Here is a 15,584-nt window from a genome sequence, read left to right as displayed (position 1 = left end):
AATGGTGTGCTCGATTCAGCATATGGTTGTGAGTAGTAATGGGAACAAACGACAAGTTCGGAGTGAGTCACGTCCGAAGTCTTCGCACCAGTATCGCGCGTAGCTACCCCCTGACGAATGATACAGACCACATGACACATCACAGCCGACGTCAATTCTTAGGCATTGTCGGTGCCAGCGCAGTCGCCAGCACCGGCTTTGCTCAGTCAGCGAACGCACAGGAGACGCCCATCGTGGAGATGGGAAACAATTACTTCGACCCAATCGGCCTACGTGTTGATCCCGGGACAACCGTTCAATTTGAACTCGCAGCGGGGGCACATTCCGCTACGGCGTACGCAGATCGTATTCCGGAGGGCGCTTCCGCCTTCGATAGTGGGACGATCTCAGACGGGAGCTTCGAATATACGTTCGAAACGCCAGGGACGTATGATTACTACTGCATCCCGCACAAGTCGATTGGGATGGTCGGACGGATCGTGGTTGGCAGTCCTGGCGGACCGGCAGAGGAGGGTTCAATCCCGGATGGAGAGGTCCCATCGAGTGAGGCGATTGTTGACCAGGGTACAGTCGCCTACGGCTCAAGCAGCGATGGAAGCGGGAATACTGGTGGTGGAATGATGAGACGAGGTGGTTCTGGAATGATGAGTGGCCGCAACGGAGGTGGAGTTGGAGGGCTACCAGCTGTTGGTGGCGTACTCGGAATGCTGGGCGTTCTCGGTGGCGGGCTCTACTGGCTTGGAAACCAAAAATCTCCTCAATCGACTACCGACGACTCAGCCAGAAAAACGCTCCAGAACCGCTATGCCAGGGGCGAAATTGACGAGGAGGAGTATAGACGTCGCCGTGAGCGATTAGATGCTACTGATGAGGACATCTCCAACTGATTGCCACCGTGAGAGGGTGAACTCACCGGGGTCAAGTGATTCGGGAATTAGAGAATACCGCCCTCACCGATACCTTTGATTTCAGAACGATCCCGTGACCTGTTTTGTTCCATTTATGATTGATTTCTCTTGTGATCAACTCGCCTGTGTGGCTCGGTAGTAAACACCAATTGCGAGCACGGCTACGAGGAGAAGATATCCAGTAGCCCACACCAACGAGAGAGCCGTATCTACGTCGGTTGTGAGTCCGGTATCGACCATTACACGGACTGGCCAATAGCCCGGAAAGAGTTTCATCCACCAATCAGGTTCAGATTGAATAAACAGCGGATCCTGAAACAGTCCGATATCGAGCATCGGGAGAATCAGCATTAGCCACATCCCGGCTAGACGGTCGAAGACGGCCCCGACGAGCATCCCGATGAGACCATACGTGACCGAGACGACGAGCATCGCTGCGACGAACCACCAGAGATACTCGGGCTGGAAATCGACGAGCATCACACCAACTGAGACACCGGTGACGATGAGAGTAATTGCTGCGAGAACCCCAAACCGGGCAGCGATCACCTGCCATGCACGATAGCCGGCGACTGCCAGACGCCCATCCGTGTCTTTGGCTTCTCGCATCAGGAACAACCCGGCGAGTCCGGCGATGAGGGCGCTCGTAATCGGCGTCATGATCACGCCGTGGACCTCAGGCATCCCCCGCATGACCGTCGCCGTCTCACCGTCGACGAGCGTCCGAACCGGCATCTCGACATCTTGGGTGACTGCGAACGCCAACGTGATGAACGAAACCGGTAAGACGACCAGTAGAGCGACGAGGACGTAGTTTCGCGCCTGTTCTTTGATGCCGATTGTGAACGCCGTTGTCGTACGGTTCATGCCGACCACCCACCATTGGTGCGCATCGTTATCCCGAACACTGCGGTGACGAGTACAAGCAGGACTAGCAGGTATCCGGCGACGAAGCCGAGATCACCCGTCGTATATGTGCCTTGGAACATCGCCTCCTGAAGGAGTTCCTTTGGATGATAGAGCGGGAAGTACTCCACGAACTCGGGAACGTCGGCGGTCAGCGGACTGTCGCCACTGAGGAACGCATCCATCATCGCAAGGAACACCACGACGAGCGAGCCTTCGAACAGTCGTGGAAGGAGCGCCCCGACGAGTGCGCCAAGAAACGCATAGACGAGGCCGGCAAGTACGAGGAATACGAACGTCAGGACAGGGGCTTCCGGTGAAATCGTCAGCCAGAGAACGCCGTAGTTTACGGCAGCCACGACGACGGTCACACCTCCGAGCGTCGCTAATCGAGTCGCAAGCAGTGTTCGGGGTGGATAGCCTGTCTGAACGAGTCGCCGATCGGCTGCACGCGCACTAATCATCTGCGCGAGTCCCATCAGGCCGGCAATGATGGCGACCCCGAATATCGCTCCGAGGAGGCGACCTAGCTCGATCGGAATCGCCTCGACCGTCGGCATACTTGGTAACCCAGCCATTGCTTGTCCCCAGCCTTCGATAACGACAACCGGAAGGAGGAGTGCCAGGACAACATTCAGGGGGGTTCTGAGGAAGGTGGAGACGTTCGTCCGGATCCCCGTCCAAACCCTATTCATCGGTCTCTTCCCCCCCGTTCACTGGCCGTTGCATCAGTCTCGCCTTCCTGGTCAGTCACGTCGTAGACCTGTCCATCACGTACCTCGTAGATGCGGTCGAGACGACTTTGCTCTTCGATCAGGTGTGAAATCATCGTGACAGCTGTTCCGTCGGCAGCGAGTTCCTCAGCGAGATCCCAGAACGTTAGATACGTTTCCCAGTCAAATCCGGTGTAAGGCTCGTCCAGCATGAGGACGTCGGGGTCGTGCATCAGGGCGATACTCAGATTGATTTTCTGCCGGTTTCCACCGCTGAGTTGGTCGATTCGGTAGTCAAGGTACTGCTCGAAATCGAGTTTCGACGCCAAGTGGTGTTTGGCCTCGTCGATTTCTTCGGCGGTCATTCCGTATCCGGAACCGAACAATCGGAACGTCTCTCCGACCGTCAAGCGGTCGTAAAGCAGTGGTTCCTGCGGACACCAGCCAACGGTTCCCGTCCGTTCGACTGTTCCGCCATCCTGTTCGAGGACACCGACGAGGATGTTCATGAGCGTGGATTTTCCCGACCCGTTTGCGCCGACGATGCCGACGATTTCCCCCGTCCGAATTTCGAGATCTGCACCGGTCAAGACGGTCACAGATCGTGTGAATGGGAGTCTTGACCCGTACGTTTTTTCGATTCCCTCAGCACGAACGAGTATCTCACTACTGTTCCCTTCTGGCGTAGTAGCTGTGGATGATCCCATAGTCAGCTACATGTACACGCTCCTAATTCACTGCGATTACTCTTTCAAATCCAAAACAACACTGTCAACGCGACCCTGAATAGTAGTATTTCCTCCGCACTATCCTGTGATGGCCGAGTTTTCGGACTTATCGAATCGAATACCCCTTCTGATTAGATGGGCCTCCGAGTTGGTCTACAACAGATGTCATACGACGGTCTCGGGAATCTCGCCGTGGTCAACACGACAGCCCTACCGGATTCAGTCCGGTAGGGGATCGATCAGAACGGTGGCTGCCCCATCGAGAACGAGGCTTCCACTATCATCTTCGATCTGTGTTGTGAGTTTGTATCGGTCGTTATCGAGAACGTCGGTGATCTCACATCGGGCCGTCAGGGTGTCATCAATGCTGACTGGTCGGCGGAATTCTAAATTCTGGGAAATATAGATCGTGACTCCGGGAAAGCACGCGAGTGCAGCACTTATCATTCCCGAGACGAGCGTTCCATGAGCGATGCGGTGGCCAAACCGGGTCTTTTCAGCGAATGCCTCGTTGAGATGGACCGCGTTTGTATCTCCGGTCGCCTCTGCAAATTTCCTAACATCCTCGTCTGTGATCGTCTTCGAGAAGCGAACACTATCTCCCGTGCTAAGTGAAGATGGGTCGGTTATCGAGAGATCGAACTCTCCAGTGGCTCGACCGTATGGCACTCGGGGGAGCGTCATTCCTCCCGATTCAACGAGATGCGGATGTGGCGTTTCGGTATACTTCTCAGGTACTTCCTCGAACACTGCTCGACAGTCTTCCGAGCAGAAGTGATACACTTTGTCGTCGTGTTCGATAGTCGGGTCGGCAGTTTCTTGTGAGACTTCCATCCCACAGACGGGGTCAACAGGCATTGATCTGTAGTTCTACTTTTCTTGGGGATTCTCGTGCTCTCCTTTGAACGCGGTCTCGCAGTCTTTGCAACAGAACTGCTGGAGTGATCCACCAACGCGGGTAGCTAGTCCGTCTTCGCTGATAGTGGTTCCACAGTGTGCGCACGTAAGTACGGATTCAGTACCGTTGGCATAGGCTGAACGGGTGGCACTTGACAGCAGTTGCACGTCGTATCGTCGCACGTCACTCAGTGGTAGACTGTGCTGCACCCAGTTTCCGACCGTAGTCCGCGGCGGTGTCGCAACAACCACGACCTCGCCCTCAGCAGTTGTGAATACGTGTTCTACGTATGGGGCCTTGAGGATCGATTCTCGAAGTGAATCTGTCTTCCCAAGTTCAGACCGGAGCCGCACCATGACGTGTATCCGGTTTTCGTACTGTGTGAGGTCGAGATCAACGGTGAATCGACGAATGACATCATCTTGCTCCAGCTGACGGACGCGTGCTGAAACGGACGGGGCTGAAAGATTTACTGCCTCAGCAATAGTGCTGTATGGTCGTCTCGCGTTCTCCGCTAAAAGACGGAGGATTTCGCGATCCGTGTCGTCAATTTCTGGTTGGGTCATCGAAAGGCGGAATGGGGGTAAGGGATCGGGTGGATGGGGGTGGGTGTGGGGGAGCTACGACGCAGGTGTGGGGTGTGACGGTTAGACGTACTCCTCCGGTGTCGAGGTGAACGTCTCCTTGCAGCCCTCGGCACAGAAGTAGTACGTCTGACCGTCGTACTCAGCTGTGGCCGCCGCATCCTTTTCATCGACGTCCATTCCACAGACTGGGTCAGTTGCCATTCGGTTTCACCCCACATCAATGGTACGAGGGCCTGAACCAAGCAATTTGTTCTTAGTAATCCAAAGTCGGGATACATAGCGATTTGCGCCGTGCTGAACGGTTTTGCTTGTCCGACTCCGCAATCAACGATTAGTACCTCACAATCCCGAACTATCCTTCGAGTATACCAACGGATTCCTATCTGTGTCCTATATAAATACTGGAGTCTGAACCAATTCTAAATCTATGGGTCACGATCCACCACACGACAATCACGGGCGGTGAAGATCCCACAGGTCCATCCAAATTCGTGGCTGCTCAAGCGTCGACATGACGATTTGATTCTTTCTTGCGCCGTGCGAGTAGCAGTCAAGTGGCCTCTATTTCCGCAACGAAGATAACGTGTTGCAAGAACGGCAGCGCGTGGTGAGCCTTCCTCACCTGCTCAGTAATCGCTGCGGGATCGAGATCATACGCTCCTAACAGTCGTTCAATGAGAGCCCGGAGGGGGCTCGTGAGTAGCTGGAGGTACAGCGTCGTCCACTTTTGGAAGCGTCCGACGCTGTGTTTCGTGATATCTTCGACCGCTTTGAGCTCAAAGCTCGTCTCGTCGAGAGCGGCTTTGTATCCTTCAACAGTACCCAAGGACGGCATATCCCACGCATCCGCAAATGAATCGACCAATCTCCGTTCCGTTTCAGTCACGTCTGACTGCATCACGAGATCGGAGACTACGAGAACCCCCTCGGGTTCGAGGGTATCTGCGACTGTAGCGAAAACGCGATTCCGCTCGGGGAGGTATACGAGCGCGTCGATGGCTGTACACGCGGTAAACGAGTCCCTGGTAAACGGGAGCTGTGTCGCGTCACCGATGATGAACTCGGAATCGAGGTGCTTACCCCGTGCGTTCTCGGTTGCCATCTGGATGTTGTACGGAACGAGGTCGACACCAGTGACGTTGAAGCCGAACTGATCGGCGAGGTGGAGGGCTGGACCCCCCCGACCGCAGCCGACATCGAGGAGGCGCACTCCGTCCGTTGCGGGTAGGTGCGACGCGACCCTCGAGCCGACTTCCGTGACGAGGCGACGTTGACTCGAACCGGCTATATGTGGCTGGTACCACTCCGAGTAGCCGAGATTGAGGAACTCGTCAGTATCGAACAGGAGGTCGAACGCCCGCCAGATATCGGCTCGCTCGCCGCGGTAGGAGAACTGGTCGGTGATCCGGTTGCGTAGAGTACTTTGATCCATCGGTCACCTACTCGAGTTCGGAAACCTCCGAATAGCAGTACTCGGATTCGTCGCAGTACGCGAGGTCAGCACACCCGCGAGGACGCTGATAGTCGATTCCTTTGTGCCGTCGGAGATACGTCACGTATCCGTCGTCGACGCGGTCCAGGATGTCGTGACAGATCCACTTCTCCCTAACCCACGTAGTGCCCAGATTTCGGTACGGACACAGGAAGATCGTCCGTTCGACCGAATCGACCTGTGGCGTCTCGACAATCCGAACACCGACAAGGCGATATGCGATGCGAAGACGGGTGACGACCGATTCTGGCGTATTCGCGCCGAGGAAAAGGACGTACGCAAGCACGTATCCGAGATCGTGGAGGAATCGTCGAATCATCGTTCAGGCTGTCGACTGCCGTCCCAAAGTATCTTGACCAGGTGTTTTCTGTTCAGATTTCGGTGTACACGTCACCTGTCTTTCCGCCGCCGAGTTTGTAGACGGTGAATGTGTCGGACTTCGTCCCGCCCATTCCCGGCGATCCAGCCGGCATCCCGGGCAACGCGATGCCGTCAATCGCCGGCTCTTCCTCGAGCATCGTCGCGATAACCTCGGCAGGAACATGTCCTTCGACGACGTACTCGTCGAGGACGAGTGTGTGACAGCTCTGTAGATCCGATGGAATACCGTGTTGGCGCTTGAGATCCGTCACGTCCTCGGTTTCGGTTTCCCCGAGCGTCGTGTCGAGCTGTTCCCGCAGGTACGACGCATATTTTCCACAACAGCTACAGCCTGGTGAACTGTATTGTTGGGCGTTCGTCACCGCTAGCGTTCCCTCGATATCCCACTCATCCCCACTCGATGATCCCAAACAACCGGCGGTTCCGAGTGCGACTGTCGTCGCACCGACCCGTAGTAGTCCGCGGCGAGGTACGGCCCGTTCCATATGTTCGTCACTTGGGTCGGGGGTGTTTATTGTACGTCGACCTTTCCTGCGCATTGAGAACGGATTCGGGTAGGACGGCGGTGCTGACTTTCAGTTTCAAAGAGGAAACCACAAAAGACAGCGCCTCATAGTCCTTCTTATGAGGCGAGCCCCATCGGTCGAGGGAACTGCCGTGACCGTTCTATCATGGCGTGCCCGCGATCACGGCTCGGCGTCCCGCCGGCAGCGGCGGGTGACACAGCGACTGCACTCTCGTACTGCGATCATCGCGGACTGTTTCTGCGCTGGGTCTTCGGGCTGTTGCTGTTGTTGACGAATTTCCGTCAGCGAGCGTACCGGCCACAGAGTGCCCCCATATGACCCAGAGAGATGACTCGTCACACCGACTCCGACGCATCGCTCCTCGAAACAATCGGCAACACCCCGATCGTCGAACTCGACGCGACGCCTAGCGACGTTTCCGTCTACGCGAAACTGGAGACGTTCAATCCCGGCGGCAGCGTGAAAGACCGATTCGGCAAGCACATCCTCGAACGACTCCTCGAACGCGACGATATTCCACCTGGCGGCACGATCGTCGAGCCCACAGCCGGAAACACCGGCATCGGAATGGCAATTGCCGCCGCTCGACTCGGCCTCGAGACGATCTTCGTCGTTCCCCGCGGGTTCAGCGAGGAGAAAGAACGACTGATGGCCGCGCTCGGTGCGGAGATCGTTCACGTCTCCGGTGATGCGGGGATGAGCGAAGCGGCCAAAACGGCCAACGAGATAGCCGACCAACATGAGGATGCTGTCGTTCCGCAGCAGTTTTCGACGCCGTTGAATGTAGAGGCCCACTACGAGACGACGGGCCAGGAAATCCTCGATACGCTCGGCGAGCACGTCGGCGCAATCGTTGCGGGCGTCGGTTCCGGCGGGACGCTGATGGGAATCACTCGGGCCGTGCGCGAGCGTGTCCCCGACGTCCACGTCGTAGCCGTCGAACCGGAGGGCTCGACGTTTGGCGAACTCCTGAACCGAGAACGCGAAGAGACACCATACAAGACCGAAGGCATCGGCACACACGACCCGGACGTGACCGAACTGTTAGATCCAGATGCGATCGACGACATTCGGACGGTTAGCGACCGGGACGCACATGCCGAAGTGAACCGACTCGCCGCTGAGGAGGGGCATCTCGTCGGCTCCAGTTCGGGTGCGGCGAGCGTCGCTGCACGCGAGGTCGCCGAGGAGGCCGCGGCTGATGAACTCGAACTCCCAGCACCGGCTGTCGTTACGGTGTTTCCCGATGGCAGCGAACGGTACCTCTCGAAGCACATCTACGGTTCTTTCGAGACCTGGGAGGGGAAAGCATGAGCGACGACCAGCGGGACGAGACGCACGACGCTGGCCGGTTCGACACGCGGGCGATCCACGCAGGCCAGCGTCCGGACCGGGATACCGGGGCAGTCATGACGCCCATCTACGCCTCCTCGACGTTCGCCCAGGACGCGCCCGGCGATCACCGTGGCTACGAGTACTCACGGACCGACAACCCGACGCGGGCAGCACTGGAAGCCAACCTCGCCAGCCTCGAAAGCGGAGCGTACGGGCGGGCGTTCGCCAGCGGGATGGCCGCGATCAACACTGTCCTGAATCTGCTCGAAGCAGGCGATCACGTCGTGGTCGGCGAAGACGTCTACGGCGGGACCCATCGGCTATTCACGCAGGTCTACGAGGATTACGACCTCGCGTTCGACTTCGTCGACACGACCGACCGCGACGCAGTCGCAGAGGCAGTCACCCCGGTGACGGAACTCGTGTGGCTCGAGACGCCCACGAATCCACTTATGCAGGTCGTCGATATCGCGGACATCGCGGAAATTGCTCACGATCGCGGCGCTCTCTGTGCCGTGGACAACACGTTCGCAACGCCGTATCTCCAGCGCCCCCTAGAGTTGGGCGCGGATATCGTTGCTCACTCGCTGACGAAGTACCTCGGCGGCCACTCTGATGTTGTCGGCGGCGCGCTCGTAACCGACGACGAGCGTCTGGACGAGCAGTTGGGATTCTATCAGAACAGCGTGGGGGCGACGCCGGATCCGTTCGCGTGTTTCCTTATCCTCCGTGGAACGAAGACTCTCTCCGTCCGGATGGAGCGACACTGTGAGAACGCCCGCGACCTGGCGGCGTGGCTCGACGCCCATCCAGCTGTCGACCGAGTGTACTATCCAGGTTTGGATTCCCACCCGCAACACGACCTCGCCGCTACGCAGATGGACGACTTCGGGGGGATGTTGAGCTTCGAACTCGACGGCACGCTGGAGATGGCGGAGACACTTGTTTCCGCGACCGAGGTGTTCACGCTGGCGGAAAGCCTCGGGGGCGTCGAGAGTCTTATCGAACAGCCTGCAACGATGACTCACGCGTCAGTGCCTCGTGAGGTACGACAGGACGCAGGTATCACTGACGACCTTGTCCGCATAAGCGTCGGCCTCGAAGACGTTACCGACCTTCGGGCCGATCTCGAACAGGCTTTCGCAGCCGCAGAGCAGTCGTGATTTCTTAGCGGATACTGCTATTGTGGGGCTGTAGGCTTCCTCTTGTATTTCTGTGCGTCAGATATTCCTGATCTCGCACCTTTATCAAATAGGAGTGTTATATTCCAACGCTTAGGATTCCTCCGGCTTGAGCCGGAGGAGGATATCAAGGCGAGTTATCCAAAATAAAAGTCTCGAACCCTCACCTTGGAGACTGTTCACGCGGTTTCGATTCTTAACAGAAAACGCGGTAAATCGTCGTTACGTATAGATATATATGAGCGCCACCACCCGTCTAGAAGTTCGAGAAGGTCCGGATATCAACCTGTACGACCAGATACTCATTCCACTCCACGAAACTGACGTCGTGGACTCAGTGGTCCAATACAGTCTATCACTTGCAAAAGCATATGATGCGGCCCTCCACGTACTATTTATTCAAGATGAGGACCGCACAGAACTGGAATCCGAACAAGTCACTAATCAAGCAGAGTGGGACGCAGCAGCGGTAATTGAACCCGTGGTGGATCAGGCCCACTCGTTCGGACTCAATGTGATACCAGCAGTAGATAGTGGGCGCCCTCCAAGTGTTATTCAGCAGTACGCTGAAGAGAATGATATTGATTTACTTGTACACCAGAAATCTGAACAAAGTGGATTAGCACGAGTTCTTCGGAGAGACGTCTCAAGTCATATTATTCAAAATGTTCCTCTTCCTGTCTTGACGATACCTGATAAGGACACTTCTGATCCGATTGGGGGTTCATTTACCAGCCAGTTCACCGATATTCTCGTGCCTACGGATGGGTATGATGAGGCGTCTGTTGCGTTCAAACATGGACTACAAATTGCCAAACGGCATAATGCGACCCTACATGGACTTCTTGTTATTGACGAACAGTCCTATGTGAGTCGCCCTGGATTCACGTGGGGAGAGGTTACTGACGCTTGGGAACAGCGGGGAAATAGACTCTTAGATGACATTGCGGAGAAGGCAGCAACCTTGGACGTTCCTGTCCGAACTACGTTGAGTTATGGTCGACCTCAGCAGGAGATCCTCGAATATACAGAGGTGAATACCATCGACCTTGTTGCAATGGGGACACGAGGATTGACTGGCATTCACCGACTATTACAGGAGAGTGTTTCAGATCGAGTGATCGAAAAAGCAGATTGCCCTGTGTTGACGATTAACCGCCCGACAGCGGAATTGAAAAAGCATCCGTACACGTTTCTTCGGAAGTCCAACCAGAAAAGAAAGTCAATCAATTAACTCCCACTGGTTGGTCATTCCCCCATAGACACGGTTTAAAACTCGTCGTCTCGAGAAGATACAAACGAATAAACCAGGGTGGCGAAGGAGACGCAGTAGAACTGTGCTCGGAGACCGGTCAACGTTTTCAATATCGATCCCGGCAGCGGCACGAATTGCTGCTCCCAGAACCTTCGAATTTCGAGTTTCAAGAAAATATCTCACAACAGTGGCGAATACATACTCCGTTTTCATCCTCTGATATAAGCTGTCGGGATACTTGTGCAACTGGCCGTTTTTAGCCAGCTCTGCGGCCAAATATCCTGATTCAACGGCCTGTGAAATTCCTTTTCCAGTGAGTCGGTTTGCGATCCCCGCAGCATCACCAACCCGTACGACGGAATGCTCCGGTAGATAGGTTCTGTCGGGATCGAGACTGGGTCCCTCCGGGATGATGGCGACGTTCGTCTGTTCTTGCGACGGGATCGGCCACCCATTCCGCTCACACGCTTCTCTAAAAGCATTCATATAATCACGAGGCCGATCACTGACCGTCCAGCCGATACCAACGTTGGCTCGTTGCGATGTCTTCGGGAATGCCCACGAGTACCCGGTATAGTTCTCTAGAACAATCCGGCTGTTCGGGTATAGCTCGGTAAAGTCTCCTTCAACGTCACTGTTGAGCGCAACCATATATCCTGAATACTCGTCAGTTGTTCCGAGCGCTTTACTAGAGAGTGATGGCTGACCGGTTGCATCAACGACAAGATCATACTCTTCAGTGAACTCGTGGAAATCTGCCCGGGTGATTGACTGGTTTTCATGAATGCTAACACCGTTCTCTGAGAGTTGTTCTGCCCACGACTGCTCAACGGTATTTCGGTCCGTTATATATGTATCCGAAGCGGGAAAAGTGCCGGTTCCAATGCGTCGGCGATCGGCGTCGATTCCGTCATACACCTCCACTTCCATCGCTGGCAGCGGATTGAGAAAGCCGTTCTCTACAGTCGGCTCGAGCGGGATCTTTGATACTACTGTCATCGCTTCTCCGCAATTAACGCGTTTGCTCTCGTAGGACTGGCGCTCATACAGTTCGACGTCGAATCCAGCGTCGTCAAATCCTGCTGCTGCTGCAAGTCCGGCCATTCCCCCTCCTATTATCGCAGTTCTGGATGATTGGGTCATTGGTTAGGTCCTGATCGTGATTCGTTGAGAAACCGACGCCACTGTCCAATATGGGGAACGAACATCGGAACGTCTTGTTTATATGTCCGGTAGCGATCTCCAAACTGGGCGGACATTTCGTGTTCCTCTTTTCGTGCTAACCATGTGAACGTCAGAACAATAACAGGAAATAAACCGACCGAAAATATTGTTGGCCAGTGAATAATTCCTTCACCGAAAAGAGCAATGAACAAGCCAGTGTATTGTGGGTGTCGTACTACGCTGTATAGGCTATTAGTAACCAGCTGATCATCTTGTCGCGCCTGATGGACTTGCCTCCATCCTTGAATGAAGACGCCAATTCCAACGAATGCCAGCCCATATCCCAGTGTCATAGAGATAATCATACCGGTCTCACCTACGCCAACCAATGTAGACCAGAGATTTGCGCTGACATACTCGCGATCTAGGCCAGAGTAGCGAATCAGTAGGTAAATTGTCAATGGGAAGCCAAACATTTCAGCGTACAACGCGATTACGAAGGCCTGTACAACTCCAGCACCAGCCCATTCCCGCCAATTTTGCGGTGCGAAATAGCGATAGAATACCCACGAAACTAGCACGATAACGATCAACGCGATTGCCCACCCTCCAGAATGGGCAATCGTCCCGTTCCAGTTCGGTATATTATGAATCATATATTTTGAAAATTACCAACGCATCGTTGCCGCCTTTGTGACATCGAGACCCTTGAAATTCCGATACAGGACAAGAATGATTCCAAGTCCGACGGCAACCTCCGCAGCAGCGAGGGCTATGACAAAGAGGCTGAACGTTTGCCCTGTGAGATTCCCCCATTGATATGAGAAGGCAACAAAATTTATGTTAGCTGCATTAAGCATTAGTTCGACGGACATCAAGAACATTAACGCGTTTCGCCGGGTCAAAATCCCAAATAATCCGATACTGAACAGTCCTGCCGACAGTAATAGGTAGTATTGAACTGGAATCATTAGTACATCACCCACATTATGTCTCGAACTGCTTTCCACCGACGGGAGGCCAACTGCTGGTTCTGGGCCACCATACCTCGAGATCGCCCCCGTTTGAAAGGACCTGCTTCATTTTGGAAAGAGAGCAATTTAGTCATCGTTGCTAGCACCTCGAGATTGAACTTCAGACGTTGGTCCCTTTCGTGTGAGCATCACAGCGAAACTGATCAGGATGAGTACACCGCCGACGTACACGAGGACCTGCATTGCAGCGACAAACTCAGCCTGGAGCATCACGTAATGTACTGCAATACTCAGAAGTGTTATCCCCATTAGTAACGCGGAGTGCCACATATCCTCAACGAGAACCATCGCAAGGGCACTTCCGAGAGTGACCAATGCGAAAAACACGAACACAAGCAGTTCGAGATGTTGGGTCATCTATCACCACCCCAGCAATTGCTATATTGACGCGACCACTTTGGCTGAGATTCTTTGGGTGCCATCATTTGTTTATCAGGTCTAACTCCTGTAATTCCGATTCTACAGTCTCGAATGCCAGCTCAGCTTCCCCAATACTGGTTGCCCCCGTGACCACTGCCTTTCCGCTTCCAAACAGTAATATTACGACGTCTGGTGTCTCTAGTCGGTAAACAAGACCAGGAAACTGTTCCGGCTCGTATTCAATATTCTTCAGCCCGATTCCAATTGCGATAGCGTTTAAATTCAGTCGATGATCGAGATCCCCACTTGAAACTATATTCTGGATTTGTACTTCACGGCTACTCTCGATAGTGATTCCGAGTGTTTGTAATTCGTTGAAAACGACTTCTAGCGCCTTATTAACGTCTCTAACACTTTTTGCACCAGTACAGACAGCTTTCCCGGAACGGAAAATAAGCGTGGCTGCTTTGGGTGATTGGGTGCGGAAGATCAGCCCCGGGAAGGACTCTGGCCGATATTCTGTAGTGGGAAGATCGTCGGCTAACTGCTCTAGCTTCAGTTCCTGACTTAGTTCGGTTGAAGCTACCACGTTCTGGATTTCGAGCGTTTCTTTCGATTCAGACATGGTTTTTTGACTTGTCACAGTAGCTTCTACTCCCCTCACTAAGCTCACTCAATCCTCGACAGGACGTGCTCGAGTCAGGTGCGATTCTACTCAACACCATAATCACCACCGTATTTCATGAAGACGTAAGTCAATCCGAGCGTGCTCACCATTGCACCGAATGTTGCGATACCAAGGGTTTTTGCGCTGTCCGGCACCTGCGGTGCTGGTTGTCCACCACCACTCTCACCACCACCACTTGCGGTGCCAGTAAACGGGTACGCAATCGACCCTTGATCAACGACCGTTTGACTGTCTGGCACTTGTCCGCTCGGAGGGGTGTTTGGAATCTCACTTTCCGTAGCCGGACCGCCAGGACTACCGACGACAATGCGACCGACCTGTCCTAACGAGACGTGTGCAGAACAGTTGTAATCGTACGTTCCCTCAACATCAAATGTGTGTTCGAATGTTTCCCCTTCTTGTAGTAATCCGCTGTCCCAAGCCTCTGCATCACTCGGGATGCGATCTTCGTAGGCTGTCGAGGAATGCGGTGCTCCCGCACCAATTTCAAACGTGACTGTTTCACCGGGTTCAACATACAGACCAACCGGGTCGATGAAGAAGTTTCCACCGTCCATCGTGATCTGGACCGTGTTTGCTTCTTGTGCGGTGGTCGGTTGTGCGAGGGTGCTTGCTGCTGCGACCCCTCCTGCTGTTTGTAGAAATGTTCGACGGTTCATTATTCTATCCTGATGGGTTTTATAATTAGGCTATTGGTGGCGGCTTCGGGAAGGCAATCCATTCGTAGAGCGCGTTGTGGCGTCAATAACGGCTTTTCTGGCTTGGGTTGGCCACCAGCAGAGTGGATGGGCATTATTACATCAATATACGTGCTTCCTGTTCATTCGGATTTCTGTTAGGAAATATCAGACTCAGAGGGCGTGGTCTTTCGATAGTTCGGCTATGATATCGGACAATCAGTGGAGTCGAATGATGTGTGAGAAGCGGAACAACGAAAAAATCCAATTTGCCTTCATCTGGCCTGTTGGTGTCAGGTTCCGTTGGTATGGAAGCTTCAATCCGAAAGGTTCCCCCTATATGAATACGCTGTCAGAAAATCAACTTTCACCCATTTGGGGCGTTTTGAAGTTACTATCAAAACCTGAGCTCGCACGTCGCCGATGAGGGGGAACAGATTTGAAGTTAGCTGGAGCAGGTAGACATATGCTCAGCTCGTCAGGCGGCGCTGTTTCGATGGGAGTAATTCTCGTGAGTACTGTGTATATTGCGGTGAGAACACCCGCAATCTGGCACCGGTACAGGGGAGAATATGGTCGACTACTCGTTAGTGTCCCACTCGCTGGCCTCCTGTTCGGGCTCGCTCATCTCGGGATGCTCACGCCGCTCTCGCATAGCCTGTTTGCCACGATTGAAACAGGGGCTATTCTCGGTATAGCAGCAGTAATCGGCAGACTCGGATACATTCATCCCCGACTTGGATGTTCGGG

At 54.3% G+C, this 15,584-nt stretch carries 19 protein-coding genes; 4 read left to right on the top strand and 15 right to left on the bottom strand.

What is annotated here, in order from left to right; genetic code table 11:
• Positions 1–38 precede the first annotated feature (38 nt).
• Positions 39–887, top strand: a complete 849-nt coding sequence (locus tag ACY9XZ_RS20935) for a plastocyanin/azurin family copper-binding protein (RefSeq protein ID WP_463458869.1) — start codon at positions 39–41, stop codon at positions 885–887.
• A gap of 135 nt (positions 888–1,022) precedes the next feature.
• Here ACY9XZ_RS20935 and ACY9XZ_RS20930 read toward each other — a convergent pair whose 3' ends face one another.
• From ACY9XZ_RS20930 to ACY9XZ_RS20890, 9 genes are all read right to left on the bottom strand, one after another.
• On the bottom strand, positions 1,023–1,775 hold the full coding sequence (locus tag ACY9XZ_RS20930; protein ID WP_463458868.1) for an ABC transporter permease: 753 nt from the start codon (positions 1,773–1,775) through the stop codon (positions 1,023–1,025).
• The gene (locus ACY9XZ_RS20925; RefSeq protein WP_463458867.1) at positions 1,772–2,392 is read right to left on the bottom strand and encodes an ABC transporter permease; all 621 of its coding nucleotides are present in this window, start codon (positions 2,390–2,392) and stop codon (positions 1,772–1,774) included. The genes ACY9XZ_RS20930 and ACY9XZ_RS20925 overlap by 4 nt, the downstream gene beginning before the upstream one ends.
• 113 nt (positions 2,393–2,505) lie before the next feature.
• A complete protein-coding gene (locus ACY9XZ_RS20920) occupies positions 2,506–3,126 on the bottom strand; it encodes an ATP-binding cassette domain-containing protein (RefSeq protein WP_435119907.1) in 621 nt (206 codons plus the stop codon).
• Positions 3,127–3,474: 348 nt separating this feature from the next.
• Positions 3,475–4,113 carry a MaoC/PaaZ C-terminal domain-containing protein gene (locus ACY9XZ_RS20915; protein WP_310901584.1) on the bottom strand — a complete coding sequence of 213 codons (639 nt, stop codon included), beginning with the start codon at positions 4,111–4,113 and terminating at the stop codon, positions 3,475–3,477.
• A 12-nt stretch (positions 4,114–4,125) separates the two neighbouring features.
• Complete coding sequence (locus ACY9XZ_RS20910) at positions 4,126–4,719, bottom strand: AsnC family transcriptional regulator (protein WP_310901585.1); 594 nt, start codon at positions 4,717–4,719, stop codon at positions 4,126–4,128.
• Between the two features lie 81 nt (positions 4,720–4,800).
• Positions 4,801–4,941, bottom strand: coding sequence for a YHS domain-containing protein (locus ACY9XZ_RS20905; protein ID WP_310901586.1), 141 nt, complete (start codon positions 4,939–4,941; stop codon positions 4,801–4,803).
• Positions 4,942–5,290: 349 nt separating this feature from the next.
• On the bottom strand, positions 5,291–6,172 hold the full coding sequence (locus tag ACY9XZ_RS20900; RefSeq protein WP_463458866.1) for a class I SAM-dependent methyltransferase: 882 nt from the start codon (positions 6,170–6,172) through the stop codon (positions 5,291–5,293).
• Between the two features lie 7 nt (positions 6,173–6,179).
• Positions 6,180–6,551 (bottom strand): hypothetical protein, encoded by a 372-nt coding sequence (locus tag ACY9XZ_RS20895; RefSeq protein WP_416010421.1) that lies wholly within the window; start codon positions 6,549–6,551, stop codon positions 6,180–6,182.
• 52 nt (positions 6,552–6,603) lie between these two features.
• Positions 6,604–7,098: a DUF411 domain-containing protein gene (locus ACY9XZ_RS20890; protein WP_463458865.1), complete on the bottom strand. Its 495-nt coding sequence runs from the start codon at positions 7,096–7,098 to the stop codon at positions 6,604–6,606.
• A gap of 369 nt (positions 7,099–7,467) precedes the next feature.
• On the opposite strand from ACY9XZ_RS20890, the gene ACY9XZ_RS20885 reads away from it, so the two are divergent.
• The 3 genes from ACY9XZ_RS20885 (at position 7,468) to ACY9XZ_RS20875 (ending at position 10,890) form a co-directional block, all read left to right on the top strand.
• On the top strand, positions 7,468–8,454 hold the full coding sequence (locus ACY9XZ_RS20885; RefSeq protein ID WP_435069772.1) for a PLP-dependent cysteine synthase family protein: 987 nt from the start codon (positions 7,468–7,470) through the stop codon (positions 8,452–8,454).
• A complete protein-coding gene (locus ACY9XZ_RS20880) occupies positions 8,451–9,638 on the top strand; it encodes a cystathionine gamma-synthase (RefSeq protein WP_435069770.1) in 1,188 nt (395 codons plus the stop codon). Before ACY9XZ_RS20885 ends, ACY9XZ_RS20880 begins: the two co-directional genes overlap by 4 nt.
• Before the next feature lie 256 nt (positions 9,639–9,894).
• Positions 9,895–10,890, top strand: coding sequence for a universal stress protein (locus ACY9XZ_RS20875; RefSeq protein WP_435069768.1), 996 nt, complete (start codon positions 9,895–9,897; stop codon positions 10,888–10,890).
• Here ACY9XZ_RS20875 and ACY9XZ_RS20870 read toward each other — a convergent pair.
• The 6 genes from ACY9XZ_RS20870 to ACY9XZ_RS20845 all read right to left on the bottom strand — a co-directional run bounded on the left by ACY9XZ_RS20870 (position 10,879) and on the right by ACY9XZ_RS20845 (position 14,816).
• Positions 10,879–12,054: an NAD(P)/FAD-dependent oxidoreductase gene (locus ACY9XZ_RS20870; protein WP_435069765.1), complete on the bottom strand. Its 1,176-nt coding sequence runs from the start codon at positions 12,052–12,054 to the stop codon at positions 10,879–10,881. The genes ACY9XZ_RS20875 and ACY9XZ_RS20870 overlap by 12 nt on opposite strands.
• Entirely contained in the window at positions 12,051–12,428 is a 378-nt protein-coding gene (locus ACY9XZ_RS20865) for a methyltransferase family protein (protein ID WP_435069846.1), read from the bottom strand. The genes ACY9XZ_RS20870 and ACY9XZ_RS20865 overlap by 4 nt, the downstream gene beginning before the upstream one ends.
• 315 nt (positions 12,429–12,743) lie before the next feature.
• Positions 12,744–13,046 carry an NADH-quinone oxidoreductase subunit NuoK gene (nuoK, locus tag ACY9XZ_RS20860; RefSeq protein ID WP_435069763.1) on the bottom strand — a complete coding sequence of 101 codons (303 nt, stop codon included), beginning with the start codon at positions 13,044–13,046 and terminating at the stop codon, positions 12,744–12,746.
• 129 nt (positions 13,047–13,175) lie between these two features.
• On the bottom strand, positions 13,176–13,466 hold the full coding sequence (locus ACY9XZ_RS20855) for an NADH-quinone oxidoreductase subunit J (RefSeq protein ID WP_435069761.1): 291 nt from the start codon (positions 13,464–13,466) through the stop codon (positions 13,176–13,178).
• A 64-nt stretch (positions 13,467–13,530) separates the two neighbouring features.
• Positions 13,531–14,094, bottom strand: a complete 564-nt coding sequence (locus ACY9XZ_RS20850) for a TATA-box-binding protein (RefSeq protein WP_435069844.1) — start codon at positions 14,092–14,094, stop codon at positions 13,531–13,533.
• Positions 14,095–14,180: 86 nt separating this feature from the next.
• Positions 14,181–14,816, bottom strand: coding sequence for a plastocyanin/azurin family copper-binding protein (locus tag ACY9XZ_RS20845; RefSeq protein ID WP_435069760.1), 636 nt, complete (start codon positions 14,814–14,816; stop codon positions 14,181–14,183).
• Between the last annotated feature and the right edge of the window lie 768 nt (positions 14,817–15,584).

The sequence above is a fragment of the Haloarcula sp. HT12 genome (assembly GCF_055271655.1).
Note: the sequence above shows the minus strand (reverse complement) of the source record. Positions and strands in the feature narration are given on the sequence as shown.